This window comes from Halorubrum sp. JWXQ-INN 858 (genome assembly GCF_009806985.1).
Classification (GTDB): domain Archaea; phylum Halobacteriota; class Halobacteria; order Halobacteriales; family Haloferacaceae; genus Halorubrum.
In genome coordinates, this window is the sequence record NZ_WUAX01000006.1 from 117,551 (window position 1) to 144,205 (window position 26,655).

General features: G+C 68.7%; 19 protein-coding genes and 1 tRNA gene. 12 read left to right on the forward strand and 8 right to left on the reverse strand.

What is annotated here, in order from left to right; all coding sequences use genetic code 11:
• Positions 1 to 219: 219 nt before the first annotated feature.
• Together GRS48_RS03960 and GRS48_RS03965 are read left to right on the forward strand one after the other, a co-directional pair.
• Complete coding sequence (locus tag GRS48_RS03960) at positions 220 to 579, forward strand: ferredoxin (protein WP_159483759.1); 360 nt, start codon at positions 220 to 222, stop codon at positions 577 to 579.
• A 147-nt stretch (positions 580 to 726) separates the two neighbouring features.
• Positions 727 to 811, forward strand: a tRNA-Leu gene (locus GRS48_RS03965).
• 643 nt (positions 812 to 1,454) lie between these two features.
• Here the strand turns inward: GRS48_RS03965 and GRS48_RS03970 are convergent.
• The 5 genes from GRS48_RS03970 to GRS48_RS03990 all read right to left on the reverse strand — a co-directional run bounded on the left by GRS48_RS03970 (position 1,455) and on the right by GRS48_RS03990 (position 6,851).
• A complete protein-coding gene (locus GRS48_RS03970) occupies positions 1,455 to 1,931 on the reverse strand; it encodes a 50S ribosomal protein L11 (RefSeq protein WP_159483761.1) in 477 nt (158 codons plus the stop codon).
• Between the two features lie 181 nt (positions 1,932 to 2,112).
• Positions 2,113 to 3,465, reverse strand: coding sequence for an MFS transporter (locus tag GRS48_RS03975; RefSeq protein WP_321168285.1), 1,353 nt, complete (start codon positions 3,463 to 3,465; stop codon positions 2,113 to 2,115).
• A 26-nt stretch (positions 3,466 to 3,491) separates the two neighbouring features.
• Positions 3,492 to 4,307: a TetR/AcrR family transcriptional regulator gene (locus GRS48_RS03980; RefSeq protein WP_159483763.1), complete on the reverse strand. Its 816-nt coding sequence runs from the start codon at positions 4,305 to 4,307 to the stop codon at positions 3,492 to 3,494.
• A 176-nt stretch (positions 4,308 to 4,483) separates the two neighbouring features.
• Entirely contained in the window at positions 4,484 to 6,265 is a 1,782-nt protein-coding gene (locus GRS48_RS03985; protein ID WP_159483765.1) for an ABC transporter substrate-binding protein, read from the reverse strand.
• Positions 6,266 to 6,656: 391 nt separating this feature from the next.
• Positions 6,657 to 6,851 carry a cold-shock protein gene (locus GRS48_RS03990; protein WP_159483767.1) on the reverse strand — a complete coding sequence of 65 codons (195 nt, stop codon included), beginning with the start codon at positions 6,849 to 6,851 and terminating at the stop codon, positions 6,657 to 6,659.
• A gap of 317 nt (positions 6,852 to 7,168) precedes the next feature.
• Here GRS48_RS03990 and sdhC point away from each other — a divergent pair, with 317 nt between their 5' ends.
• From sdhC to GRS48_RS04020, 6 genes are all read left to right on the forward strand, one after another.
• The gene (sdhC, locus tag GRS48_RS03995) at positions 7,169 to 7,594 is read left to right on the forward strand and encodes a succinate dehydrogenase, cytochrome b556 subunit (protein ID WP_159483769.1); all 426 of its coding nucleotides are present in this window, start codon (positions 7,169 to 7,171) and stop codon (positions 7,592 to 7,594) included.
• 1 nt (position 7,595) lies between these two features.
• Positions 7,596 to 7,967, forward strand: a complete 372-nt coding sequence (locus tag GRS48_RS04000; RefSeq protein ID WP_159483771.1) for a succinate dehydrogenase — start codon at positions 7,596 to 7,598, stop codon at positions 7,965 to 7,967.
• Between the two features lie 2 nt (positions 7,968 to 7,969).
• Positions 7,970 to 8,866, forward strand: a complete 897-nt coding sequence (locus tag GRS48_RS04005) for a succinate dehydrogenase/fumarate reductase iron-sulfur subunit (RefSeq protein WP_159483773.1) — start codon at positions 7,970 to 7,972, stop codon at positions 8,864 to 8,866.
• 54 nt (positions 8,867 to 8,920) lie between these two features.
• Positions 8,921 to 10,750: an FAD-binding protein gene (locus GRS48_RS04010; protein ID WP_159483775.1), complete on the forward strand. Its 1,830-nt coding sequence runs from the start codon at positions 8,921 to 8,923 to the stop codon at positions 10,748 to 10,750.
• A 208-nt stretch (positions 10,751 to 10,958) separates the two neighbouring features.
• A complete protein-coding gene (locus GRS48_RS04015; RefSeq protein WP_159483777.1) occupies positions 10,959 to 11,189 on the forward strand; it encodes a helix-turn-helix domain-containing protein in 231 nt (76 codons plus the stop codon).
• 101 nt (positions 11,190 to 11,290) lie between these two features.
• A complete protein-coding gene (locus tag GRS48_RS04020; RefSeq protein ID WP_321168286.1) occupies positions 11,291 to 11,926 on the forward strand; it encodes a uracil-DNA glycosylase in 636 nt (211 codons plus the stop codon).
• 20 nt (positions 11,927 to 11,946) lie between these two features.
• Here GRS48_RS04020 and GRS48_RS04025 read toward each other — a convergent pair whose 3' ends face one another.
• Positions 11,947 to 12,405 (reverse strand): UPF0179 family protein, encoded by a 459-nt coding sequence (locus GRS48_RS04025; RefSeq protein ID WP_159483779.1) that lies wholly within the window; start codon positions 12,403 to 12,405, stop codon positions 11,947 to 11,949.
• A gap of 188 nt (positions 12,406 to 12,593) precedes the next feature.
• Here GRS48_RS04025 and tmcA point away from each other — a divergent pair, with 188 nt between their 5' ends.
• Entirely contained in the window at positions 12,594 to 14,921 is a 2,328-nt protein-coding gene (gene tmcA / locus GRS48_RS04030; protein ID WP_159483781.1) for a tRNA(Met) cytidine acetyltransferase TmcA, read from the forward strand.
• 95 nt (positions 14,922 to 15,016) lie between these two features.
• Entirely contained in the window at positions 15,017 to 15,562 is a 546-nt protein-coding gene (locus GRS48_RS04035; RefSeq protein WP_159483783.1) for a DUF1684 domain-containing protein, read from the forward strand.
• A 31-nt stretch (positions 15,563 to 15,593) separates the two neighbouring features.
• Here GRS48_RS04035 and GRS48_RS04040 read toward each other — a convergent pair whose 3' ends face one another.
• Complete coding sequence (locus GRS48_RS04040; protein ID WP_159483785.1) at positions 15,594 to 16,193, reverse strand: class I SAM-dependent methyltransferase; 600 nt, start codon at positions 16,191 to 16,193, stop codon at positions 15,594 to 15,596.
• Between the two features lie 52 nt (positions 16,194 to 16,245).
• Between GRS48_RS04040 and GRS48_RS04045 the strand changes: the two genes are divergently transcribed.
• Entirely contained in the window at positions 16,246 to 16,920 is a 675-nt protein-coding gene (locus tag GRS48_RS04045) for a GNAT family N-acetyltransferase (RefSeq protein ID WP_159483787.1), read from the forward strand.
• Between the two features lie 120 nt (positions 16,921 to 17,040).
• Here GRS48_RS04045 and GRS48_RS04050 read toward each other — a convergent pair whose 3' ends face one another.
• Entirely contained in the window at positions 17,041 to 17,826 is a 786-nt protein-coding gene (locus GRS48_RS04050) for a winged helix-turn-helix domain-containing protein (protein WP_159483789.1), read from the reverse strand.
• Positions 17,827 to 18,103: 277 nt separating this feature from the next.
• Between GRS48_RS04050 and GRS48_RS04055 the strand changes: the two genes are divergently transcribed.
• Positions 18,104 to 26,596: a carboxypeptidase regulatory-like domain-containing protein gene (locus tag GRS48_RS04055; RefSeq protein ID WP_159483791.1), complete on the forward strand. Its 8,493-nt coding sequence runs from the start codon at positions 18,104 to 18,106 to the stop codon at positions 26,594 to 26,596.
• Positions 26,597 to 26,655: the final 59 nt, after the last annotated feature.

Below are 26,655 nucleotides of genomic sequence, written 5' to 3' on the forward strand. Positions count from 1 at the left end.
TAAACATCAAACAGAACCCAACACGATAGATGTCCAAAACTTCGCGCTCGTATTGAGGCCCTTTGTGTTCGATCGTGGTTAATAACCTGCAAGCTCGCTCCGCGTCGCCGTCTCACCGTGGTTTTTCCTGCACCCCTGTGAGCAGCGATCGGTGCCCGTTCACGGACCGAACACGCTCGGATCGATAGAGGAAAGTCGCGTTGTCTCCGACTTCGGGCTATGAGCGACGACTCCGATGAGCACGACGAGCGCGACGACGTGATCGCCCCGAGCGACCTGGGCGGTGAGGGGCCGCCGGTCGAGGAGAAGCCGTACAAGATCGTCTTCGAGGCGAACAAGTGCTTCGGCGCGGGCCGCTGTGCCGAGGTCGCCGACAACTGGGAGATGGACATCGAGACGGGGCTCGCGGCGGTGCGGTCGTACTACATCGGCGAGGACGAGCTGGCCGAGAACGTCCGTGCCGCCGAGGTCTGCCCGGCGAAGAAGGACCAGGGGATCATCCACGTCGTCGACCGCCGAACCGACGAGGAGATCGCGCCGAACCCGCACGGCGACGGGACGCTCTCGGTCGACTGGTAGCGGTCCGCCGACCACTCTTATAAGCGTCGGCGGCGGCGTACCTGCCGGACCGTGGCGGTCGCCGACGCGATCGGCCGGGCCGGCCACGCCGGCCGACGCGGAGCCATCCGAAAGGCGTTTGACCGTCCCCCGAAAACCCGGAGGTGCGCGGGGGTGGCTGAGCCTGGCCAAAAGCGGCGGACTTAAGATCCGCTCCTGTAGAGGTTCGAGGGTTCGAATCCCTTCCCCCGCATACTGCCGCGAGCATTCTCGCGAGCGGCAGATCTCGGCTTAAAAGGGATTCGAATCAGGGAACGGAGCGTTGCGGAGCGACCGTGGTTCGAATCCCTTCCCCCGCATACTGCCGCGAGCATCCTCGCGAGCGGCAGATCCCGGCTTATAAGGGATTCGAATCAGGGAACGGAGCGTTGCGGAGCGACCGTGGTTCGAATCCCTTCCCCCGCATGCTGCCGCGAGCATTCTCGCGAGCGGCAGATCCCTGCTTAAAAGGGATTCGGATCAGAGAACGGAGCGTTGCGGAGTGACCGTGGTTCGAATCCCTTCCCCCGCATGCTGCCGCGAGCACCCTCGCGAGCGGCAGATCCCGGCTTAAAAGGGATTCTGACCCGGAAAGTCGCAGCCCGGACCCGTCCGTCGAAGACGCAACGGAAGCCCGTGAACGTCTTTTCAAGGTTCGAATCCCTTCCCCCGCATACTGCCGCGAACGTCCTCGCGAGCGACGGACATCGATAAGGGGACGACGGGTCGTCGATCGTCGCCATCGCCGTCGCGGTCCACGGAGCCGCCGCTTGGATGGGTTCGTGAGCGTTCGGCAACCGAAACGAGAAAGAACCGGAACACGGACGATACCGCCCGCGAACGGGCGTGGGGCCCGGTTACGCGTCGAGGACGTCGTCGTAGTCGCCGGCGTCGACGCGGTCGTCGAACGTCCGGGCGTCCTCGCCTTCGATGGTGACGCCGAGGGAGGCGCAGGTGCCGCCGACCTCCTTGGCGGCGTTCTTCGTGTCGTACGCGAGCAGGTCCGTGGACTTCTGCTCGGCGACCTTCTTCACTTGCTCGACGGACATGTCGGCGACGAAGTCCTTCTGGGGTTCGCCCGAGCCGGTCTCGAAGCCGACCTCGTCCTTGATGAGCTCCGCCGTCGGCGGGACGCCGACCTCGATGCTGAAGGAGCCGTCGTCGTCGTACTCGACGGTAACCGGGACCTCCATGCCGTCGAAGGCCGCGGTCTCCTCGTTGATCTGGTTGACGACGTCCTGTACGTCTACCGGGGTCGGGCCGAGCTCCGGCCCGAGCGGCGGGCCAGGGTTGGCCTGCCCGCCGGGGACGAGCACTTCGATGGTTCCAGCCATACCCGTATTGACCCGGCGGCGACTTTTAACGGTTGTTCTTTCACGCGGGGGGCGGGAGCGGTTCACACGCCGCCGAACCGGGGCCGTGGTGGCGGTCACGGCCCGGGCGGTTCTCGTTTCCGATTCGCGTCCGGTGCTGGGTCGATCCTGAGTCCCGTTCGGCTCCGACCCGTCGCCCGCCTCACACCTCGGTCGCGATCCGTCCCGGGAGGAAGGTCCCCGTCTCGCGGCGGATCCCGAACAGCAACACGACCCCGGCGAGCAGCGGCACCGCCGCACACGCCACGTAGATCGGCGTGAACCCGACCAGATCTATCAGCGGTAACGAGAGCATCGGGCCGAGCCCGCCGCCCACGTCGCCGAGCACGTTGTTCGTCCCCGACGCCCGGCCCATCCGCTCGTCGGGGGTCAGGTCCGCCAACAGCGCCATCATCGGGCCGCTCGTCCCGCCCTGTCCCGCCCCGATGAACAGGCAGGCGAGCGCGAGGTCGAGCGTCGACCCGGCCCGGGCCAAAAGCAGGAACCCCGCGAAGGAGACGACGAGGAACGCGAGGAGGATCGGCGTCCGCGACTCCCGCGTGTCCGAGATCCGGCCGCCGACGAGCATGAACACCGACGCGGAGATCACCGTGCCGGCCATGAATATCCCGGAGGTGCCCTGCGGATCGAGCCCGAGCAGCGAGACGTCGTTCTCGCCGAGGAACAACACCAGCGTGGCGAACAGCGCGCCGATGTACGCGAACAGCAGCCCGAAGTTGACGAGCCCGACGGTGACCGCGGGGATCGAGGTGTCGATCTCCCACGGCCTGACCGACGCCTTCTCGCCGGCGCTGGTCACGTGGGTCTCGGGGACGAGCCGGTACGCGACGACGCTCGCGAGGAGCGCGAACGCGGCGGCGGCGGCGAACGCGGCGACGTTGCCGGCGAGCGAGGAGACGACGCCGCCGAGCACGAGCCCCGCCGGGAACCCCATCGTGATCCCGCCGCGGACCACGCCCATGTTCGTCCCGCGCGAGCCGCTGTCGGAGACGTCGGCCGCGATCGTGTACGCGGTCGCGAACACCGCCGCCGACCCGAGCCCCCACAACACCCGTGCGAGCAAGAACCACGTCTCCGGCGCGACGGCGGCCGCGATCGGCGTGAACCACTGGTCGGTGCCGACGACGAGGGAGCCGACCGCGACCGTCGGGAGCCCCTCGGCGACCCACCGTAGCGACTCCGCCGGCGGCATGACCAGTGCGACCACGTACCCGAGGGTAGCGATCCCCTCGATGAGCAGCCCGTAGACGAAGGGTTTACGCGTCCCGTACCGGTCCACCAATGCGCCCGCAGGCGCGTTGGCGACGAGCCGCACCCAGCGGTTCGCCGAGAGGATCACGCCGACCATGAACGCCGAGATGCCGAGGACGGCCCCGAGGTTCGGGAGGATGGGGAAGACGACACCGCCGCCGAACCCGACGAAGAAGGTGCTCGCGATCACCGCGAGCAGCACCGTCGGCGGCCGTTCGATCCCGAACGACGGAAGTCGTCCCACGGCCACTCACCTCCGCCCGTTCGCGCTCATCCCGAGTCCTCGTCGTCGGCCGTTACGCTCGCGGTCGATCCGTCGGTCGCGTCCGCGGCCGGTCCATCCGTCGTCCCCTCGCCCATCACATCCTCGTCCGTCGCATCCTCGTCCATCGTCTCCTCACCCGCCGCACGCCCCTCTCCGGGTTCCTCCCCTGTTCGGGCGGGGAGGCTCTCGACGGTTTCGGCGATGGACGGCAGCTCGACCCCCTCGGCGAGGAGCGGTTCGAGGACTCGGCTCATCGTCGCCTCCGCGACCGTCCGGGTGTACGCCGGTCCCTCAGACTCGTCGCCGGCCATGGTGATCTGTCGCGTGCGCGCCCCGTCGAGGGTCGCGACGAGCAGCGCGGCCGTCTCCTCGACGTCGACGTCGCGGAAGACGCCCGAATCGATCCCCTCGACGAGCACCTCCGACACGGTCCCCCGGAGGAGGCGGTCGCTCCGGGCCAGCTGCTCGCGGATCCGGTCGTTGAACGGCCCCTGCGAGCGGAGCTCCAACAGCGCGATGTGGAACGACTCGCGCTCGCTCTCGTCGCGCTCGAAGACGAACCAGCAGACGAACTCGACCAGCCGTTCGGTCGGGGGGCGGTCGGCGCGCTCGGCGACGCGCCCCTCGAAGTCGCTGATCACGTGGTCGAGGAAGGCGACGAGGAGGTCCTCCTTCGTGTCGTAGTGGTAGTGCAGCAGGGACTTGCTCTTCGAGCACTCGTCGGCGATGTCCTGCATCGTGAGCCCGGCGTAGCCGTGTGCACACAGGGCACGATAGACCCCGTCCATGATCTCCTCGGCCGTGCTCGGCTCGTCGGTCATTGACTGACTGGTCAGTCAGCAGGGGCTAAATCCCTATCGATGGACCGTCAGGATCGCCGGAACCCGACCCGCCGGGGACGGTGACGTCGCGGCCGGAGGCGGCTCGGTGCGGCCCGGGGCGGTGGACGACGCGCCGCCACGTTCCCTCGACGGGGCACCGTCGCGCCCCGTCATCGTCATTCCGGCCGGAACCGCCAGCGGTCGCGGTCGTACCCCCACCACGGGGACGGCTCCTCGCCGAACTCCACGTCGTCCCGGTAGCCGAGCACGTCGTCGGGGAAGTGGAGGAAGTTGAACGGCTGCTCCTCGCTGAGGACCCCGAACGCCTCGGCGAGCAGGCCCTGGCGGCGGTCCAGGTCGGTCGCTCGCGACGCCTCCGCGAGCAGTTCGGTGACCCCACGCGGGTCCGGGTAGCCGCCGAGGACGGCGTTGAACTCGGGGTCCCAGAACTGTCTCGTCGCCTCCGGCGACCGGGGGTACGTGTTCGTCCGGATCCCGGCGAGCATGTCGAACTCGCGCGCGTCGGCGACGTTCGGCACCTGGAGGAACTCGCTCAGGAGGACGTCGAACGGGACCCCTTCGAGGTCGACGTCGACCCCGAGGTGGGTCTCGTACTCCTCGGCCAGGAACCGGGCGGTCACCTCCACGTCGTCGACGCCGGTCGAGTAGGCGTACGTGAGCGACAGCTGCTCGCCGGTCGCCTCCTCGACGAGGACGTCGCCGTCGTACGCGTAGCCGTCCGGGAGGGCGTCGGCCAGTTCCGCCCGGGCCCGGTCGGGGTCGAAGCCGACCCGGTCCACCTCGCTGTCGTCGTAGAACGACGACCACTCGGGCTGGTAGGTCGCCGCCGGCCGTGCCGCCCCGTGGAGGACGTCGTCGACGATCGATCCGACGTCGGTCGCACGGGTGAACGCCCGGCGCACGGCGGGGTCGTCCCACCCGTCCCACGCCCCGTTGCCGCGGTGCTGATAGATGATCGACGAGACGTACGCCGACGGGACGTCGACGACTTGGACCCCGTCCATGGCGGCGAACTCGTCTCGCCGGCGGGCGGGGACGTGGGTCGTCGTGACCTCGCCGGTCTGGAGCGCCGACAGGCGGGTCGACTCCTCGCGGATCACCCGGAACTCGAACGCGTCGAAGTACGGGAGGTCCGCGGCCTCCTCGTGGCTCCGGCGGTAGTAGTCGCCGTTCCGGACCGTGAGCATGCGCGCTTCCGGTTCGATGGTGTCGACCGTGTACGCCCCGAGGTTCCCCGCGTACGAGAGCGACTGCACCGCGTCGTCCTCGTCGAGGCCGTCCCCGTCCCGGTCCTCGACGTACGGCTCGAGGAGTTCCCTCGGCATGAACGCCTGAAACGCCCAGAGAACAGGTTCGAGGACGAACCCCGGGTTCGGCTCGGGGAACCGGACCGCGAACGTGGACTCCCCGGTCGCTTCGACCTCGACGTCGACCGATTCGGTCTCGCCAGCCGGCGTCGTCCGCCAGTCGCCGACGTTCGACGCGGCCGCCCAGTTGTCTTCCCCGAGGATCACCTCGTTGATCGAGTAGACGACGTCCTCGGCCGTGAAGCGTCCGTACGGGTCGCTCCAGGCGGCGTGTTCCGTGAGCGCGAACGCGTACTCGGTGAAGTCGTCGTTCACCTCGTAGTCGCGGACGAGCCGGGCCGAGAGGTTGTCGTCGTCGTCGAGCTCGTACAGGGGGTCTTTCACCCGGGCGACGCGGTCGGCCGAGGTCTGATCGACGATCCGGAAGACGTTGTAACTCGACACGTCCGTCGACTGCGTCTCGACCCACGTCCCGCGGCCCTCGCCCTCGCCGCCGTGGTCGTCACCGTCTCCCTCGTTGCCGTCACCGTCCTCTCCGGTACAGCCGGCGATCGCGGTGGCTCCCCCCGTCGCGACGGCCGTGAGGACCGCTCGGCGGGACGGTCCCCGACCATCGGTTCGCTGTGACACACTTCGACGTTGGCGATCCGCGTAATAAACCTTTCCGGGATCTTACGTGTGGGGGTTCGGACGGCCCCGACGTCGGCGGAGGTGTGCGCCTTCTCGACCGGAACGGTGGCGGATATCGGACGCAAGAGGCGGCGTGTCGACGGTCGGTCGGAAACGGTCGCTTCCACCACGAGCCCGGTGCTGTTCGTTCGAAAATGATTTCTCGGCTACACATTCCACTACATATCCGGCTACACATGAGGGAACGTGCCCACGCACTCGAGCGGGGCATCGGACGTGGAGCGGGTCGAGATGCGACATCGACGTCGCCCGCGCCGAACGACCGACGCTATCGCTCTGATGGGTGAGCGTTCGAAAAAGCCGATACACCTGGAAACGTCAGTACTGTCGGTTACAGACGGGTGACGTTGGTCGCGCGCGGGCCCTTGTCGGCCTGCTCGATGTCGAACTCGACCTCCTGCCCCTCCTCGAGGTCCGGGCCGCCGACGTCTTCCATGTGGAAGAACACGTCCTCGTCCGCGTCGTCAGTCGTAATGAAACCGTAGCCGCCAGTGTCGTTGAAGAAGTCAACTTCGCCTTTCGCCATTGCATCCGTATGAGCGAGTTACCCACTTAAAAGACTTCCGTGAGAGTCATCGAATGGGGATTGTTAGCATCAATCTCACATCGGATCCGGACCGGCGCGTCACTTCCCGGACCGGCGCGTCACTTCCCGGACCGGCGCGTCGCTCCCCAGACTAGCGCGTCGCTCCTTCCAGCCGAGACACGTCGTACCCGCGGGCGGCCAGACAAGGTATCCCGATGGATCGCTCCGCCGGATCGGCCCGGATCGCCCGGTCGAACGGTCCCGGCGTCCGCCGCGTTAGAAACTACTATACGACCCCGGGACCGAGCCACCTACGTATGAGTCAGTCGTACAATCGGGGCCTCATCGAGGACTTCGGCCGGTGGCGGGAGTTCTCGGCGGGGATGTGGGCGTGGATCTTCCACAAGTTTACCGGCTGGGTACTTGTGGGCTACCTCTTCACCCATATCGCCGTGTTGAGCACCGCGATTCCGGCGGCGGGTGCCGAGGAGGCCGTGTTGCAGGCCGGCGACGACGTCTACACCCAGACGATCGTCACGCTCGAGGAGCTGCTGTTGGTTCGCATCCTCGAGGTCGGGCTGCTCGCGGTGGCGGTGTTCCACATGCTGAACGGGACCCGCCTCCTCCTCGTCGACCTCGGTATCGGGCTTGAATCACAGGACAAGAGCTTCTACGCGTCGTTGGTCCTGACGGGAGCGATCACCGTCGCGTCCGTCCCGACGTTCATCGCGGGGGCGTTCTGAGATGGCGGAACGCTACTCTTCGTTCTCGTCGGGCGGCAACATGTGGCTGCTCCAGCGACTCACGGCGGCGTTCCTGATAGTCGTCCTGGCGTTCCACTTCTTCCTGCTCCACTTCGTCCACCACGCGGACGAGGTGTCGTTCCTGATGAGCGCCGGCCGGATGGAGACGCTGAGCTACTACTCGCTGATGGTGTTGTTCCTGCTGACGGCGACGTTCCACGGAGTCAACGGCGTGTACAACGCCCTGATCAACCAGGGGCTCACGGGGACGAAACGCACCGTCGTCAAGTGGACCCTGATCGTCGCGAGCGTCGTGTTGATCGTCCAGGGGATCCGCACCGCGAACGCCTGGGCCGGCATCGGGCTCTTCTGACCATGAGCACGCAAGTACCCAAACAGACCGACGAATCGAGCGAGAACGCGACGGACGCGGAGACGACGGTTCCCTCGAAAGGCGACGCCCGCCGCGAGGAGAAGCGTCGCCGAGCCGCGGAACGCCGCGAAGAACGACAGGCCGAGGAGGCCGAGCGCGCCGCGGCCGCCGAGGACACGGTCGAGCTGAAGGTGTTCCGATACGACCCCGAAGTCGAGGGGAAACAGGAGCCGCGGTTCGACACCTTCCACGTGCCGTTCGAGAAGGGGATGACCGTTCTCGACGCACTGATGTACTCCCGGGACACGTACGACTCCTCGCTCACGTTCCGGCACTCGTGCCGGCAGGCGATCTGCGGGTCGGACGCGATGTTCGTCAACGGGACCCAACACCTCGCGTGTAAGACCCAGATCTCCGAGCTGTCGGAGCCGATCCGGGTTGAGCCGCTTCCGCACGCCGAGGTGACGAAGGACCTCGTCGTCGACATGGAGCACTTCTACGACCAGATGCACGCGGTCGAGCCGTACTTCCAGACCAACGAGCTGCCCGACGGCGAGCTCGACGAGCAGCGCCAGACGCGGGAGAACCGCGAGAAAGTGAAGATGTCCACGCGGTGTATCTGGTGTGCCGCGTGTATGTCCTCGTGTAACATCGCCGCCGGCGACAACGAGTACCTCGGCCCCGCCGCGATCAACAAGGCGTACCGGTTCGCGATGGACGAGCGCGAGGGCGAGGAGATCAAACAGAAACGCCTGGAGATCATCGAGCAGGAACACGGCGTCTGGCGGTGTCAGACCCAGTTCTCCTGTACGGTGGTGTGTCCGAAGGACATCCCCCTCACCGAGCACATCCAGGAGCTGAAGCGCGAGGCGGTCAAGAGCAACCTGAAGTTCTGGTAGTCCCGGAGACACCCTCAAGGACATCCAGACCCAACCACACACTATACAGCAATCATGTACGAACACGACGTAATCGTAGTCGGCGCGGGCGGGGCCGGCCTCCGCGCGGCGATCGCGGCACAGGAGGCCGGAGCCGACGTAGCGATGGTCACGAAGCTCCATCCGGTCCGCTCGCACACGGGCGCGGCGGAGGGCGGGATCAACGCCGCGCTCCGCGACGGCGACTCGTGGGAGGACCACGCGTACGACACGATGAAGGGGTCCGACTACCTCGGGGACGCTCCCGCGGTGGAGGCCCTCTGTAAGGAGAGCCCCGAGGAGGTCATCACGCTCGAACACTGGGGGATGCCGTTTTCCCGCGAGGAGGACGGTCGCGTCTCCCAGCGCCCGTTCGGCGGCCTCTCGTTCCCGCGAACGACGTACGCGGGCGCGGAAACCGGCCACCAGATGCTCCACACGATGTACGAGCAGGTGGTCAAACGGGGGATCCAGGTGTACGACGAGTGGCACGTGATGGACCTCGCGGTCAGCGACGAGGAGGATCCCTCCGAACGGACCTGCCACGGCGTCGTCGCCTACGACATCCAGAGCGGCGAGATCAGCGGCTTCCGTGCCACGGGAGGCGTCATCCTCGCGACCGGCGGCATGGGCCAGGTGTTCGACCACACCACCAACGCGGTCGCGAACACCGGCGACGGCGTCGCGATGGCGTACCGTGCGGGCGTCCCGATGGAGGACATGGAGTTCATCCAGTTCCACCCGACGACGCTCCCCTCGACCGGCGTGCTCATCTCCGAGGGCGTCCGCGGCGAGGGCGGGATCCTCTACAACGCGGAGGGGGAACGCTTCATGTTCGAGCACGGCTACGCCAACAACGACGGCGAGCTCGCCTCCCGCGACGTCGTCTCCCGCGCCGAGTTGACCGAAGTCAACGAGGGACGGGGGATCGAAGACGAGTACGTCCACCTCGACATGCGGCACTTGGGCGAGGAGCGCATCATCGACCGCCTGGAGAACATCCTGCACCTCGCGGAGGACTTCGAGGGCGCTGACGGGCTCACGGAGCCGATGCCGGTCAAACCCGGACAGCACTACGCGATGGGCGGCATCGAGACCGACGAGCACGGCGCGACGTGCATCGACGGGTTGTACGCGGCCGGCGAGTGCGCCTGCGCGTCCGTTCACGGCGCGAACCGCCTCGGCGGCAACGCCCTCCCGGAGCTCATCGTCTTCGGGAAGCGCGCCGGCTACCACGCCGCCGGCAAGGACCTCGGCGAGGCGGAGATCCCGACCGGGAAGACCGGCGACTACGAGGTCGCCGACTACGAGTTCGAGGTCGAACTCGGCGAGGTCGCCGGGAGCGACCCGGCGGCCGCCGACGGCGGCGCGGTGGCGACCGACGGCGACGCGGTGTTGTCGGCGACCGTCGAGCGACAGCGGGAGTTCGTCGAGACGCTCATGGCCCGCGAGGGGCGGAACCACGCGGAGATCCGCTCGCGAGTCCAGCGCACGATGACGGACAACGTCAACGTGTTCCGCGCGGAGCCCGGCCTGAAGGAGGCACTGGTCGATCTCCGTGAGGCGCGCGAGGCGTACCAGGACGTCGCCGTCTCGGACCCCTCCCGGACGTTCAACACGGACCTCATCCACACGATGGAGACGCGGAACGTCCTCGACATCGCGGAGGCGCTCACGATGGGCGCGCTCGCGCGCAACGAGTTCCGCGGGGCCCACTGGCGACAGGAGAACCAGATCCGCGACGACGAGAACTGGTTGAAACACACGCTCGTCTCGTGGAACGACGGCGAGCCGGAACTCTGGTACAAGCCCACGATCCTCGAGGGCGAGAACAAGACGTACGAGCCGAAGGTCCGGTCGTACTGACTGCATCGTTCGGGATCGATCACGGTTTTCTACCCGTCGACGGTCGAAGTCCAGCCGGGAACCGGCGCGATCGACGTACGCGTTCGAGGCGTCAGTGGGAGTGTTTCCCGTAGAAACGGCACGAGATACGCGGAGACGACCGATCAGCGTATTTCGACGATCGTTGAGTAGGGGGTTTATTATCGTCGAACCGTTCTTGCCGAACGAGATGTTGAAAACAGAGACGGCACCCGCGGCGGCGACGCCGGCAATGCCGCCGGAACTGCGGTCTCCCCGCGCGAAGCTCGTGTACCTGTACCTGACGACGAACGACGGCGCGACCGTCGCCGAGATGGGCGATTCGCTCGGGATGAAGAAGATCTCGCTGTACAGCATCCTGAAAACGCTGCGCAAACAGGACCTGATCGCCCGCCACGACGGGACGTACACGCTCGCGTGAGCCGCCGGTCGAGGAGCGTACCTGCCCGGCTTGCGTTGGCGACCACCCGCCCCCGCGTCCGAAGGCGAGACGTTTAGGGCGTCGTGGCCCCATACGGGACCGTGGACGCCCACCAACACGAGTTCGAGAACCCGTTCGCGATGGACGCCGACTGTGAGAACTGCCCCGAGCTGTGCGGCCCCCGCGAGCGGGTCGTCCACGGCTACGGCGACGTCGGCGCGGAGTTCCTCGTGGTCGGCACGTCGCCCACGGCTGCCGCCGAACGACACGGAATCCCCTTCACCGGTCCGGGCGGCGGCGAGCGCATCCAGGCGGTGTTCGGCGAGCTCGGGTTCGTCCGATCGCCGCCCGACGCCGCGGAGCCGGACGTCCAGAACGTGTTTTTCACCAACCTGACGCGCTGTCGACACCCCGATCGCGAGCCGACGGACCGGGAGATCGAGACCTGTGAACCCTTCTTGAACGCGGAGATCCGGATGATAAACCCGCAGATACTCGTCCCCGTCGGCGAGCGACCGCTCCGGGCGCTGGCCGTCGAGTACACGACCCGGCGGCCGGAGTCGTTCGACGTCGAGGCGGAGCACGCGACGACGATCCGCGGGCGCGGGTTCGAGATCGTGCCGATGGTCGCGCCCGACGACCTGACCGACGAGCGGGCGGCCGCCTTCGTCGACCACATGCACGAAAACGTGTTGAGCCGCGACTATCGACAGACGAAGGGGCGGCAGAGCCGGTAGCGGCCGCGGCGTTCCGAGTTCTACCGCTGCCGCTCCCGTTCGGCCCTGAACTTCACCAGCGTCAGGTCACGTCCCAGGGGGCAGTGGTCGTGCGGCGGGTCGCCCAACACCTGGTCGATGACGCGCTCGTCCCCGAAGTCGGCACCGTCCGGCACGCAGTACTGGTGGCTCGGGCAGTCCGTGTGCGGGCAGGGACCGGCGAGCGAGGCTTTGCTGCCGGCGTACGCCCGTTTGGAGGGGACGTTCGCGGGCACGGGGGCGGGCTCGACCTCGACGGCGCGGACGCCGGCGTCGTGGACGGCACAGTCGAGCGTCTGTGCGTTCTCCCGGATCCCGGTGATCCGGTAGCGGGTCCCTTCCGAGAGGTTGAGACACTGTCCCCGATAGGGACAGCCCGCACAGTCGGGCGACTCGCCGTCGTAGACGAACTCCCGCCCGACGTCCGCGAGCCGACTGCCGATGAGCGTGACCGTGGTCATGCCGCAGTCGAGGACCCCCGAAGCCGTAAGCCTCCCGCCTTCGATCGTGGTCGCGGCCGCGGAACGCAGATCTGCCCGCGCGACCACGGAACGCAGATCTGCCCGCGCGGCCACGGAAAGACGACGGTGATCACGGAGCGGCCGGACAGAGGGGAAGACACATCCCCGCCCCCGATAACCCCGGAACAATGATCGCGGAGTTGGCCGTCGAGCTGCAACGGGAGGCCGAACGAGCGAACGAACGGCGGCTCCTCGTGCTGGCCGGCGACCGGTCCCGCGGGATCGACGCGGCGTACGACGCCGTCGCGGCGGTCGGCGTCGACGACGACGCGGTGTCGATCGTCTCCGAGCGGGAGGGGTTCCGGTTCGAGGAGCACCGCCCGCAGGCGGCGGGCGACCTGCTCGGCCGGACGCGGGCGGTCGTCGTCCTCGACTGCCACGACCGGTTCGTGCCGAACGCGCTCGGGGCGGCCGCCGGCGCGGTCGACGGGGGCGGGCTCCTCGTCCTCCTGACCCCAGACCTCGACCGCTGGTCACGCCTCCGCGACGGCTTCGACGAGTCGCTTGCGGTCCCGCCGTACGGCCTCGACGACGTGACGGGACGGTTCCGCGAACGGCTCGTCGGGACGCTCCGGCGACATCCGGGGGTCGCGATCGTCGATCTCGGGGGCCGGGACGCGGAGCCGACGATCGAGCGCGACGGGCTCACCGATCCGCCGGCGGCGACGCCCCGGTCGACGCCGGTCGTGCCCGCGAACGCCGCCTTCCCCGACGCGGCGTACGCGGCGTGTCTGACCGCCGATCAGGCTCGCGCCCTGCGCGCGTTCGAGTCCCTCTCGACGCCCGGGTACGCGGTGGTCGTCGAGTCCGACCGCGGCCGCGGGAAGTCCAGCGCCGCGGGGCTGGCCGCGGGGGCGCTCGCGCTCGCCGGCGTGGACGTTCTCGTCACGGCCCCTGCGTTCCGCAACGCCGCGGAGGTGTTCGCGCGCGCCAGAGAGCTCGTCTCCCGGGGCGACGGAGGCACGTTCGCCGACGCCGAGGATCCCGAAGCCGACGACCGGACGACGCAGGCCTCCGACGACCGGACGACACAGGCCTCCGACGACCCCACGACGCTGTCGACGCCGGCGGGCGGGCGAGTGCGGTTCCTCCCGCCGGCGGCGGCCGCCGACGCCGTGACCCGCCCCGGCGGACCGGGCTGTGTCATCGTCGACGAGGCGGCGGCCCTGCCGGTCCGGCTCCTCGAACGACTCCGGTCGGCACCGGCGGTCGCCTTCTGTACGACCGTTCACGGCTACGAAGGGGCTGGACGCGGGTTCTCCGTGCGGTTCCGCGAGCGGCTCGACGAGGGCGACCACCGGGTCCGTGACATTCGCCTCCACGAGCCGATCCGCTACGCCGCGGGCGACCCGGTGGAGGGGTGGACGTTCCGGGCGCTCCTGTTGGACGCACGGCCCGCGGTCGACGAGGCGGTCGCGGGGGCGAGCGTCGCCGACGCGGCGTATTGCGCGCTCGCTCCCGACGACCTGCTCGCGGACGACCACCTGCTCTCGGAGACGTTCGGGCTCCTCGTGGCCGCCCACTACCGGACCGAGCCCACGGACCTCGCGCGGCTGCTCGACGCGCCGAACCTCGTCGTCCGCGCGCTCGTCGCCGACGGCCACGTCGTCGCCGTCGCCCTCCTCGCGCGGGAGGGGCGGCTCCCGGCCGACACCCGGCGGGCGATGTACGAGGGCGAGCGCGTCCGCGGCAACATGGTCCCGGACGTGCTCACCAGCCAGCTGCGTGACGAGGACGCCGCCGCGCCGTCCGGGCTCCGGACGGTCCGGATCGCGACCCACCACGCGGTCCGTGGGACGGGGTTCGGGTCGCGGTTGCTCGACGGGATCCACGACGAGTTCGCGGACGCGATCGACTACTTCTCGGTCGGGTACGGCGCGACCCCACGGCTGCTCCGGTTCTGGCGGCGCGCCGGGTACCGGAGCGTCCACCTCTCGACGACGCGCAACGACTCGTCGGGCGAGTACTCCGCGGTCATGCTTCGACCGGTCGCCGACGCGGGCGCGGCCCTGCTCGACCGACACGCCGTCGCCTTCCGCGACCGCGAGCGCGACGGGCTCTCGGACGCCCACCGCGACGTCGACGCCGACGTCGCACGCGGCGCGCTCCGGGCGTGCCCGGCCCCGCCGGCCGTCGACCTCACGGAGACGGCGTGGCGGACCGTCGTGGGGTCGGCGTACGGGCCGGGGATGTACGACACGGCTCCCGGCGCGTTCCGCGACCTCGCCATCGCGGCGCTCACGGACGGCGGGCTCGACGGGCTCGACGCCCGCGAGGAGCGGCTGCTCGTCCGGAAGGTGTTGCAGGGCCACCCGTGGGAGACCGTCGCCGACGACCTCGGATACGTCTCGACGAGCGCCTGTATGCGCGCGCTCGGGGAGGCGGCGAAGCCGCTGGTCGAGCGGTACGGGACGGCGTTCGCCCGGCGCGAGCGCGAGCGGTTCGTGGACGGGTAGGTCGACGGCCGGCGGGCTCCGGACACGTCCCCACGAGCGGTTCCGACTGTCGATCGAACCGGACCGCTGAAACCGCTGGCGCGTCTCCGGCCGGTATGACCAGCGACTACGTCGACCGGCTGGAGGCGAACCGCCGGGAGAAGGACGAGTTCTTCGCCGAACACCCGCAGTCGCCGATCCCGCCCGAACGACGCGACGCGTTCGACGGGCTCGACTACTTCGACCCCGACGCCGACTCCCGCGTCGACGCGACCGTCACCGTCCACGAGGACCCCGACCCCGTCGAGATGGAGACGACCGCGAGCAACCCCGTCAGGTACCTCCGGGTGGTGACGTTCGCGTTCACGCTCGACGGCGCGGAGTACGCCCTCTCAGGGTACCGTCAGGAGGGCGAGGAGGGCGCGATCTTCGTCCCGTTCCGCGACAAGACGACCGGCCAGGAGTCGTATCATCGGGGCCGGTACATGGAACTCGAGCCCGAGGCGGAGCTGGCCGACGGCGACGTCGTGACCGTCGACTTCAACCTCGCGTACAACCCGTTCTGTGCGTACAGCGAGACGTTCTCGTGTCCGCTCCCGCCCGAGGAGAACTGGCTGGAGACGACGGTCCGCGCCGGCGAGCGAGCGCCACCCCTCGAGTAGTCGGCCACCGTCTCGGCTCGACCGCACGTGCTCACCGTCCGCCGTCCATCCCCGTCCCGGGTTTGACGCCGACGACCGTGTAGCCGAACCCGCGGTCGACGACCGCCGGCGACAGCCCGGCTGCGGATAGCTCGTCCGCCAACGCGTCGGGCGCGACGAACGACGACCCCATCCCGAAGGCGTGTTCGGCGGCCTCGAGGGCACGCCCGAGCGGGTGTTCGGGATCGAACTCGCGCACGACCAGCACCCCGCCCGGCGCGAGGACCCGCGCGGCTTCGCCGAGCGCCGCCGTTCGGTCGGGGAGGTGATGGAGGGCGTCGACGATCATCACGGCGTCGACGACGCCGTCACACACCGGTAACCGACCGGCGTCGCCGGCCACTGCGGGGAGTCCGCGTTGCTCGCGTGCGCGCGCCAGCATGCCGAACGAGACGTCCACCACGGTGATCTCGGGGCCGACGATCGAGGCGGCGGCCCGCCCCGATCCGCCGCCGACGTCGAGGAGCCGGCGTATCGGTCGCTCCGCGCGGTCGAACCCCGCCGCCAGCGCCTCGCCGCTCGCGGGCGGCATGACGCGGTCGTACAGCGGCGCGATCCGGTCGAAGAATCGAACGTCGCCGACGCCGTGCATGGTCGTCGATCGGTGGCGAGGGGCTTTACTCCCCGGGTCCGTATCCGTCGGTATGCAGTTTCGGATCGTCGGCTGGCCCGGGGACGGGACCTCGCTTCGGCTCGACTACCGGGCGTTCGCGTACGCCGGGAAGTTCGTCGTCGGGGGCCCGAGGAAGGCGGTCCTCCGGACCGAAGACGGGTCCCCCGCGGTTCCCGGGTGGGAGCCCGACGAGGCACTCCCGGACGGGATCGACCCGGGCGCGTTCGACGACGACGTGCTCGCGGCGGTCTCCTTCTCGCCCGACCGGACCGATCCGAGCCGCTGTCGGCTCCGGTACGTCACCGTCCACACCGCCCGGCGTGGGGAGGGTTTCGGACCGCGACTGATCGCGCGGGTCGTGTCCCGGCTCGCGGGTCGCGGGTACGACTCCGTCGCGATCGCGGTGAACAACCCGTTCGCGTACGAGGCGCTTTATAAGGTCGGCTTCGCGTACGCCGGCGAGCGGACGGGGATCGCCGAACTGGTGCTCGAACGGCCGACCGCCCGCCCGGCGGACCGGGCCTTGATCGACGGATCGGGACGCGGCCGCGCGGCGAGCGAACGTGAGGCGGACGAGCCCGACGCTGTAGAGCGCTACCGTGCGGGCCTCGCCCGCTTCCGCGACCGCGACCTCGGCCGCGCTGAACGGCGGTTCCTCGCCGCGCGGGCGGACGCCGATCCGCCGGACGTCGTCGAGCTGGGCTGAGAGGCGGGCTCCGAGCCGTTCGCGTTTAAAAGGTGGCGTCGAGCCTCGGGTGACGACCGCCGCGACGGTGCCGAAGGACCGGACACGACCCGTCGCCCGCAGCTGCTCGGATGTACACGATCACCCCAGTCGTGTCGCCGTCGTTCGGTAGCGTTCGAAGAGGTCGATCCCCCAGGCGATCGCGTCGGGGTCGTCGGTGTCGATCCAGGCGATCGGCGTCCCCATCTCCTCGGTGTGGACGCCCAGCCCGACTCGGTCGTCGAACACCGCCAGCGCGATCGGGAGGTCCTCGTGGACGTACGACGCCATCGTGTCGAGCTCGAACACCTCCGCGGCGATGTCGGGGTACTCGGCCGTGACGAGCTCGAGCACGCCCGGCTCGTAAACGATCTCGGCGTCCATACCCGCCAGGAGCTGTTCGTGGGCGACGTCGATGTACATCGGTTCCAGGAAGCTCTTGTTGAACGCCCGGATCCGTGGGGCTCCCTCGAACAGGTCGATGAACCGCTTCATCGGTCGGTACGGGTCGTCGTAGGTGGCGCGCGTGACGACGGCGTCCGCGAACAGGCGGTGATCGAAGGCGACCTCGTCGGGCAGCGCGCGGAGCAGCACCTCGAGGTCCACCGCCGTGGCGACGTCCTCGTGGAACCGCCGGCCGGCGTCGCCGACGATCTCGCCGAGGGGGGTCAGCTCGTAGCACCCATCGGCCCGCGCGATGAACCCGTGGGACTCGAACGAGCGGATGATACGGTGGGCGGTGGCGCGCGACACGGAGAGCGCCGCCGCGAGCTCCCGTTTATCCGCCACCGACCGCTCGAACGCCTCGAAGGCGGATCCCCGTCTGACGACCTCGAGCAGGAGGTCGAGTTCGGGGCCGTCGGAGCGGGACGGGTCCATGGGGTCCATCTACTCGTTCGTCGTGTGTGCGCAATCGCCATATAGCGCTTTCGGCTCACCCCGGTTCCACCAGCCGGTATTCCACCGTCTCAAACGTTGTCAGTGGGTCGTAGGAGCGTCTTACCGGTCGTCGACGCGCTTCAGGATCGAGTTCACGAGGTGAACCCCGTTCAGGAGATGAGATTATCTCCCCCTACCCCATCTCAGAGCTATGGTAGGGGTTGGTTTCCGAACGACGCGACGGGATCTCCGGACGAAGGTTTTCGCGGTCCTGTTTTCGGTACTGATGGTAACGTCCGTCGTGGCTGCCGGCGGGATCGGGACGGCCGTGGCGGCCGAGCCGACGGAGCGCTGTGACGTACACGTCGCGGACGGCGAGTCGATCCAGGCCGCCGTCGACGACGCGTCCGCCGGCGACACGATCTGTGTCGCGCCCGGAACGTACGCGGAGACGCTCACGATCGGAACGGCCGGGATCGAGATCGTCGCCGCCGACGGTGCAACGCTCGCGCCTGACGGAGACTCCGGTGAAGCCGTCGGGCTCGCCGTCGTCGAGACGGACCGCGTCATCGTCGACGGGTTCCGGATCGACGGCGAGCGGTTCGAGAGCGACGACACTCGGTACGGGGTCCACCTCGAGACCGCCGACGAAACGGCCCTCCGAAACCTCACGGTCACCGGCTGGGACATCGGCATCCGGTTCAGCGACGCGAACGACGGCGAAGTCACCGGCGTCGTCACGGAACACAACAACGCTGGGTTCACCCTCGGCGACGCACGTGGCAACGAGGTCACGGACCTGACGACGCGACACAACGAGAACCGCGGGCTCGTTCTCGGGTCAGGACTCTACTCGACGACCACGGAGAACTCCTTTATCGACGTCACGGCCTACGACAACGAGCGGAGCGGCGGCGGGTCCTCCCCCGGGGCGATCCAGCTCTCGTGGGGAGCGACGAACAACCAGTTCGTCGGCGTGCGCTCCGATTCGAGCGCCGCCGGGATCTACACCGCCGGCGGCTCGTCGGGGAACAGCTTCCGGGACGTCGTCGTGAACGACAACGACCGATACGGGCTGACCCTCGAGTCCTCGAACGGCGACTCCTTCGACGGGGTCGAGGCGTCCGGTAACGGCTGGAACGGCATCCGGATCAGTCAGAGCAACGGGAACGAACTGGTCGACGTCACCGCGACCGCGAACGACGGAACCGGGATCTTCGTGGCCGGCGACTTTCGGGGGAGCCCCGCGGCCGCCAACAACGTCTTCGAATCGGTCGTCGCCGCGGACAACGACGGGAGCGGGATCCAGCTGAGCGTCGCCGCGGACAACGAGTTCCGTGACCTCCTGCTCTCGAACAACAGCGGATCCGCGTTGAACCTCCCGAGCCGGTCGGGTGGGAACGCCTTCTCCGACGTCACCGTCGTCAAGGGGAGCGGGAACGTGATCCACGTCGGCCCCGACAGCAACGTCGGAAACACCTTCGAGAACGTCGAGGTCTCGGACAGCCAAGGCGGGTTGACGCTCCTCGGCGAGCGGACGACGGTGACGGGGCTCGCGGTTCGAGACGGCTCCGGGACCGCCGTCACGGTTTCGACGGGCATGGCGAGCGGTGTGCAGGCCGGCGGCGCGGACAACGTGCTCACGGACGTCTCGGTGTCGAACGTCACGGGAACGGGGGTACGGGTCGCCAACGAGGCGACGAACAACACCCTCTCCGCGGTCACCGTCCACGACGTGAGCGGGGCCGGCGTCTCCATGCAGGGTGGCTCCGATAACGCCGTGGTCGACGCGGCCCTGAGCGACGTCGGCGTCGGGATCGACCTCGGCGACGCGGCCGAGAACCGCTTCGAGTCCGTCGCGCTCGGCGACGCGATCGTTTCGGGATACGGTCACGACGTCCGGCTCTCCGCGGCCGACGAGCCGGCGGAGCTACCGGCCGGCGTGGAGCCGCTCGGGAGCTACGTCGAGGTCACGGACACGAGTGCGACCGGAACGCTCGAACACCTCCGGATCGCGTACGACCCGGCCGACCTGGGCGGCGTCCAGGAGTCCTCGCTCCGGGTCTGGCGCTACGACGGTGCGTGGCACGCGCCGGCCGACGAACCGTACTTCTCGGGCTACGACACGGACGAGCAGTACGTGTTCGCACACGGGATCTCCGACTTCTCGACGTTCGGCGTCTTCGGCGAAACCGACCCCGAACCGTTCGAGACGGGGACGCTCGGCGGCACCGTCAGCGGCGAGGGCGAGCCCCTCGACGGGGCGGAAGTGTTGGTCTTCGACGAGAGCGGATACGGAGACATCGACGACACGAGCGCCGACGGGTCGTACGGGTTCACGCTCCCGACCGGCTCGTACGAACTGGTCGTCAACGCGGAGGGTTACCTGTCGTCGACGGTCGAGGGCGTCGAGATAGCCGAGGACGGGACGACGACGGTGGACGTCGACCTCGAGCCCGAACCCGAGCCGGGAACGCTCGCCGGCGTCGTGACCGGCGACGGCGGCGGGGCTGACGCCGGCGTCACGCTCGACGGCGGCACGGGCGGGGGGATCTGGAACGCGGCCGTCACCGCCACCGATCCGGACTCCGGCGAGGAGTGGAGCACGACCACCGACTTCGGCGGCACCTACGAGCTCGAGTTGGCTCCCGGGACGTACGACGTCACGGCCGACTCGGCTCGACACGCGCCCACGACCGTCGAGGGCGTGTCGATCGTCGAGGACGAGACGACGACTCTCGACATCGAACTGACGGAAGTGAGCGACGTCGAGTTCGCGTACACGCCCGCGGATCCGGTCGCCGGCGACGCGGTCACGTTCGACGCCACCGAGTCGACGGTCCCGGAGGGTCGCGTGTCGTACGGGTGGGACTTCACCGGAGACGGCGAGTTCGAGGTGTCGAGCGATCCGACCATCGAGCATACCTACGCCGAGGCAGGGACGTACGACGTCCAGCTACTGGTCGAGATCCCGTCGGTGTTCTACGAGACGACGACGCGGACCGTCGTCGTCGGTGAGCCGGACGGCGAGTCCTCGCCCAGCCCGTCGCCCTCTCCCTCTCCCTCTCCGTCGCCGTCACCGGATCCCGAACCGGAACTCGATCCGGCATCGTTCGCCGTCTCGATCGACGACGCGGCGTCGCCGGTCGTCGCGGGCGACACGCTCGACGTGACGGCGACCGTCGAGAACGTCGGCGACGCGGACGGCTCGGGGACGGTCGAGCTCCGGCTCGACGAGGAGGCCGTCGACTCGGCGGACGTCTCGCTCGACGCCGGCGCGTCGGCGACCGTCACCCTCTCGTGGGAAACCGAGTCCGGCGACGTCGGCACACACGCACTCGAGGTCCGGGCCGGCGACGGGAGCGACACCGTCGACGTGGTCGTCGGCGACGCGGCGGTCGACCTCGCGGTCGGGTCGGCGAGCGTCGCCCCGGCGGACACGTCCGTCGGCGAACCGGTCACCGTGACGGTGACCGTCACGAACGAGGCCCCCGTCGCGGGGATCGGGACCGTCACGCTGGCGGTCGACGGGGAGCCCGTCGGGGAGCAGTCGGTCGAGATCGGCGCGAACGAGACGCGGGCGATCGAGACGACGCACGCCTTCGCGGAGCCGGGGACGTACGACGTCTCCGTCGACGGCGTCGACGCGGGAACCGTCACGGTCACTGAGGCCGATCCGGCGTCGATCGTCGTCTTCGGCGGGGAGGCCGACCGGGAGTCGGTCGCGCCGGGCGAGACGGTGACCGTGGTCGGTGACCTCTACAACAGCGGTGGCGTCGCCGGAAACGAGACGATAGAGCTCGACGTGGGCGGCGAGGTCGTCGACTCGACCGTCGTCTCTCTGGATCCCGGCATCGAACGAGGGGCCGTGGAGCTGCAGTGGACGCCGACGACCGCCGATCTCCCGGAGAGCGGTGAGTCGATCGACGTCGACCTCCGATTGAACCTCCTCACCGTCGACACCGTCGAACTCGACGCCTCCTACACGGACATTCAGGTGATCGCCGCGTCGACCGCCGACACCGAACTCGTCGAGGGCGAGGAGACGTACGTGATCGGGTCGGTCTACCAGGCCGGCACGATGGAGGGAACCGAGGAGATCGAGCTCAGGGCGACTCACAACGAGACGGGCGAGACGACCGTCGTCGGGAGCCAAGAAGTGACGCTGTCACCGGGCTATTACCACCTCGGTGCGATCAATATCACCTTCGCGCCCGACGAGCCCGGTCACTACGACCTCCAACTCGGCGACCGCAACGCCGGGTGGGTGGACGTCGAGCCGGCCGTCTCCGACATCCAGGTGATCGCCGCCTCCACCAGCGACGTGGAGATCGTCGAGGGCGAAACCACGTCCGTGATCGGGTCGATCTACCAGGCGGGCAACGTCGAGGGCACCGAGACGATCGAGCTCAGGGCGACCCGCACGGTCGACGGCGAGGAGGTGACTGACGTGGTCGGCAGCCAAGAGGTGACGCTTAGCCCGGGCTTCTATCACCTCGGTGCGATCAACGTCACGTGGGGGCCGGATCCGGGCTACTACGACCTCCAACTCGGCAGCCGAAGCGCCGGGTGGGTGGACGTCGAGCCGGCCGAGACGGACGTTCAGGTCATCGCCGCCTCCACCTCGGACGTCGAGCTGATCGAGGGGGAGGAGACGTACGTGATCGGGTCCGTGTATCAGGGCGGGAACGTCGAGGGAACCGAGGAGATAGAGCTCACCGCGACCCACAACGAAACCGGGGAAACGCACGTCGTCGGCAGCCAAGAGGTGACGCTTAGCCCGGGCTATTACCACCTCGGTGCGATCAACATCACCTTCGCGCCCGACGAGCCCGGTCACTACGACCTCCAACTCGGCGACCGCAACGCCGGGTGGGTGGACGTCGAGCCGGCCGAGACCGACATACAGGTCATTGCCGCCTCCACCTCGGACGTCGAGCTGATCGAGGGGGAGGAGACGTACGTGATCGGATCGATCTATCAGTCGGGCAACGTCGAGGGGACCGAGGAGATCGAGCTGATCGCGACCCACAACGAGACGGGCGAAACGCACGTCGTCGGGAGCCAGGAGGTGACGCTGTCACCGGGCTATTACCACCTCGGTGCGATCAACGTCACGTTTGCACCCGACGAGCCCGGCCACTACGACCTCGAGCTCGGTGGCACCAACGCCGGGTGGGTGGACGTCGAGCCGGCCGTCTCCGACATCCAAGTCATCGCCGCCTCCACCAGCGACGTGGAGATCAAACAGGGCGAGGAGACGTACGTGATCGGATCGATCTACCAGGCCGGGAACGTCGAGGGGACCGAGGAGATCGAGCTGACCGCGACCCACAGCGAGACGGGTGAAACGCACGTCGTCGGCAGCCAGGAGGTGACGCTGTCACCGGGTTATTACCACCTCGGTGCGATCAACGTCACGTTTGCACCCGACGAGCCCGGTCACTACGACCTCGAGCTCGGCGACCGTAACGCCGGGTGGGTGGACGTCGAGCCCGCTGAGACGGACATTCAGGTCATCGCCGCGTCGGTGTCGGACGTCGAGCTGATAGAGGGCGAGGAGACGTACGTGATCGGGTCGGTCTACCAGGCCGGGAACGTGACGGGAACGGAAGCGATCGAGCTGACGGCGACGCATCAGGGAACCGGTGAAGCGACCGTCGTCGGGAGCCAAGAGGTGACGCTGAGCCCGGGCTATTACCACCTCGGCGCGATCAACATCACCTTCGCACCCGACGAGCCCGGGACGTACGACCTGACGCTCGGCGACCGCGACGCCGGCATGGTCGCCGTCGAGGAGGCGTTCACCGACATCACCGTCATCGCCGCCTCCACCTCCGAGACGGAGCTCGTGCAGGGCGTCGACGAGGCGTACGTGATCGGTTCCGTGTATCAGGGCGGGAACGTCGAGGGAACCGAGGAGATTGAGCTGACGGCGACACATCAGGGAACCGGGGAAACGCACGTCGTCGGCAGCCAGGAAGTGACGCTGTCGCCGGGCTATTACCACCTCGGCGCGCTCAACATCACCTTCGCGCCCGACGAGCCCGGGACGTACGACCTGACGCTCGGCGACCGCGACGCGGGCATCGTCGACGTCGAGCCGGCCGTCTCCGACATCCAAGTCATCGCCGCCTCCACCTCGGACGTCGAGCTGATAGAGGGCGAGGAGACGTACGTGATCGGGTCGGTCTACCAGGCCGGGAACGTCGAGGGAACCCAGGAGATCGAGCTGACGGCGACCCACAACGAGACCGGCGAAACGCACGTCGTCGGCAGCCAGGAGGTGACGCTGTCACCGGGTTATTACCATCTCGGTGCGATCAACATCACCTTCGCGCCCGACGAGCCCGGTCACTACGACCTCGAGCTCGGTGGCACCAACGCCGGGTGGGTGGACGTCGAGCCGGCCATCTCCGACGTCCAAGTGATCGCCGCCTCCACCTCGGAGGTCGAGCTGATAGAGGGCGAGGAGACGTACGTGATCGGGTCGGTCTACCAGGCCGGGAACGTCGAGGGAACCCAGGAGATCGAGCTGACGGCGACGCACCAGGGGACCGGCGAGACGACCGTCGTCGGGAGCCAGGAAGTGACGCTGTCGCCGGGTTATTACCACCTCGGCGCGCTCAACGTCACGTTTGCGCCCGACGAGCCCGGGACGTACGAACTCGAGCTCGGCGACCGCGACGCCGGCATCGTCGACGTCGAGCCCGCTGAGACGGACATTCAAGTCATCGCCGCCTCCACCTCGGACGTCGACATCACGCTGGGCGAGGAGACGTACGTGATCGGATCGGTCTACCAGTCGGGCAACGTCGAGGGAACCGAGGAGATCGAGCTGACCGCGACACACCAGGAGACGGGCGAGACGACCGTTGTCGGCAGCCAAGAAGTGACGCTGTCGCCGGGTTATTACCACCTCGGCGCGCTCAACGTCACGTTCGAACCGACGCTTCCCGGCACGTACGACCTCCAACTCGGCGACCGAAACGCCGGGTGGGTCGACGTCGAGGACATCTACGCCGACGTCTCGGTGATCGCCGCGTCCGCCTCGAACGTCGAGGCGGCCGTCGGCGAGGAGACCTACGTGATCGGTAGCCTACACAACGCTGGGAACATCCCCGGCGTGCTCGAAGTCGAGCTCGCGGTCGACGGCGAAGTCGTCGCCACCGACCCGGTGACGGTACCGCCGGGGACGTACCTCCTCGGCGGAACCAACGTCACCTTCGTCGGCGACGAGCCCGGGACGTACGACCTCTCGCTGGCCGGCACGAACGCCGGTACGGTGACGATCGTCGAGGCGACGGTCGATCCGGGCGTGACGGCGATCCACGGGGCGACGACGATGTACGACCCCGAGGACGACGTCGACAAGGTGTACGCGGGGACGGACGTTCCCGTCGACGTCGCGGTCGACTCCGATCACGCGATCGACGAGGTGACGCTCGTCGTCGACTCGCTGGCGACGACGTTCACCGCCGAGTTCGACGCGACACACGTCGCGGGCGACGACTGGGCCGCGACCGTCGACCTCGACGAGATCCCCGACGACGGGGAGTACGAGGTGTCCGTCGAGGCCGTCGACGCGCTCGGACACGTCGGCACGGGCGTCGCGGACGAGGTGCTCGTGATCGACCGGCACGGTCCGTCGATGGCGGCGGCGATCGAGGACGTGGACCGCGAGGACGCGACGGTCGCCGTCGCGAGCGACGAGCCGCTCGCCGAGCCTCCGACCGTCACGGTCGAGGCCCCCGACGGGTCGATCGGTTCGGTGACGATGGCCGAGGTGAACCCGGACGGGACGGCGACGGCCGCGTTCGTGGGGACCCTCGAGTTCGAGGAGTCCGGCGAGTACGCCGTCACCGTCGAGGGGACCGACCTGGCCGGCAACGACGGGCACGACACCGCGTCGGTCGTCGTCAACACCGACTTCACGATCGCGGACGGGCGGATCGTCAACCAGGTGACCGGCACCACGATCGAGTTCGACGTGGCCGATGACGCTCGGCGGGCGATCGAGGAGGAGCTGTTCCTGGCGGTCTCCGAATCGACCGTGAACGCGGACCTCGACGGGTCCGCCGTCGGCGTCGGTTTCCTGACCGCCGAGCTCGACGACTTCCTCGCCCACCACCTCGAGGAGGCGACGGTTTCGATGGCGGTCGACGGAAGCGCGCTCGCCCCCGGCACGAGCGCGGCGGACGCACAGCTCCACCACTACGACGACGCCACGGGCGAGTGGAACGCCGTCGAGACGACCCACGAGGTGGCCGACGGAACGGACTTCCTCGTGGCCGACGTCACGGGCTTTTCGACGTACGGAGCCCTCGTTCCGGACGAGGAGCCGCCGACGGTGACGGCGACCTCGCCGGACGACGGGGCGACGCTCGACGCCGACACCGACGCGGTGACGCTCCGCTTCGAGTACGAGGACGACCTCACCGGCGTCGACGTCGGGTCCGTCACGATCGCCGTCGACGGGACGGACGTCACCGACGACTCGAACAGCCGGATCACGAGCGAGAGTGCCGAACACACCTTCGCCGTCGACGTCGGAACGAGCCACGAGGCGGTCCTCACCGTCGCCGACCGCGCCGGGAACACGGCGACCCACGAGCTGTCCTTCGCGGTCGACGACGCGGACGACGGCCCCTCGACGTCCGAGCCGGAGCCGGCCGAGGCATCCGTTTCGACCGGACTCTCGCCGGTCTGGGTCCTGTTCGTGCTCGGGCTGTTGGTCGGCGTCGGCGTCCTCGGATACCGGCTGCGTCGGTCGTCCTGACGACCGGTACGTCGGATCGACGCCCCCACGTCGGATCGACGCCCCCACGTCGGATCGAC

Coding starts and splice junctions, on each gene's coding strand:
- GRS48_RS04055 (WP_159483791.1), top strand. CDS start 18,104: ATGGTAACGTCCGTCGTGGCTGCCGGCGGGATCGGGACGGCCGTGGCG.
- GRS48_RS04045 (WP_159483787.1), top strand. CDS start 16,246: ATGCAGTTTCGGATCGTCGGCTGGCCCGGGGACGGGACCTCGCTTCGG.
- GRS48_RS04025 (WP_159483779.1), bottom strand. CDS start 12,405: ATGACCACGGTCACGCTCATCGGCAGTCGGCTCGCGGACGTCGGGCGG.
- GRS48_RS04015 (WP_159483777.1), top strand. CDS start 10,959: ATGTTGAAAACAGAGACGGCACCCGCGGCGGCGACGCCGGCAATGCCG.
- GRS48_RS03960 (WP_159483759.1), top strand. CDS start 220: ATGAGCGACGACTCCGATGAGCACGACGAGCGCGACGACGTGATCGCC.
- GRS48_RS04040 (WP_159483785.1), bottom strand. CDS start 16,193: ATGCACGGCGTCGGCGACGTTCGATTCTTCGACCGGATCGCGCCGCTG.
- GRS48_RS04010 (WP_159483775.1), top strand. CDS start 8,921: ATGTACGAACACGACGTAATCGTAGTCGGCGCGGGCGGGGCCGGCCTC.
- sdhC (WP_159483769.1), top strand. CDS start 7,169: ATGAGTCAGTCGTACAATCGGGGCCTCATCGAGGACTTCGGCCGGTGG.
- GRS48_RS04005 (WP_159483773.1), top strand. CDS start 7,970: ATGAGCACGCAAGTACCCAAACAGACCGACGAATCGAGCGAGAACGCG.
- GRS48_RS03980 (WP_159483763.1), bottom strand. CDS start 4,307: ATGACCGACGAGCCGAGCACGGCCGAGGAGATCATGGACGGGGTCTAT.
- GRS48_RS04035 (WP_159483783.1), top strand. CDS start 15,017: ATGACCAGCGACTACGTCGACCGGCTGGAGGCGAACCGCCGGGAGAAG.
- GRS48_RS04050 (WP_159483789.1), bottom strand. CDS start 17,826: ATGGACCCCATGGACCCGTCCCGCTCCGACGGCCCCGAACTCGACCTC.
- GRS48_RS04000 (WP_159483771.1), top strand. CDS start 7,596: ATGGCGGAACGCTACTCTTCGTTCTCGTCGGGCGGCAACATGTGGCTG.
- GRS48_RS03990 (WP_159483767.1), bottom strand. CDS start 6,851: ATGGCGAAAGGCGAAGTTGACTTCTTCAACGACACTGGCGGCTACGGT.
- tmcA (WP_159483781.1), top strand. CDS start 12,594: ATGATCGCGGAGTTGGCCGTCGAGCTGCAACGGGAGGCCGAACGAGCG.
- GRS48_RS03970 (WP_159483761.1), bottom strand. CDS start 1,931: ATGGCTGGAACCATCGAAGTGCTCGTCCCCGGCGGGCAGGCCAACCCT.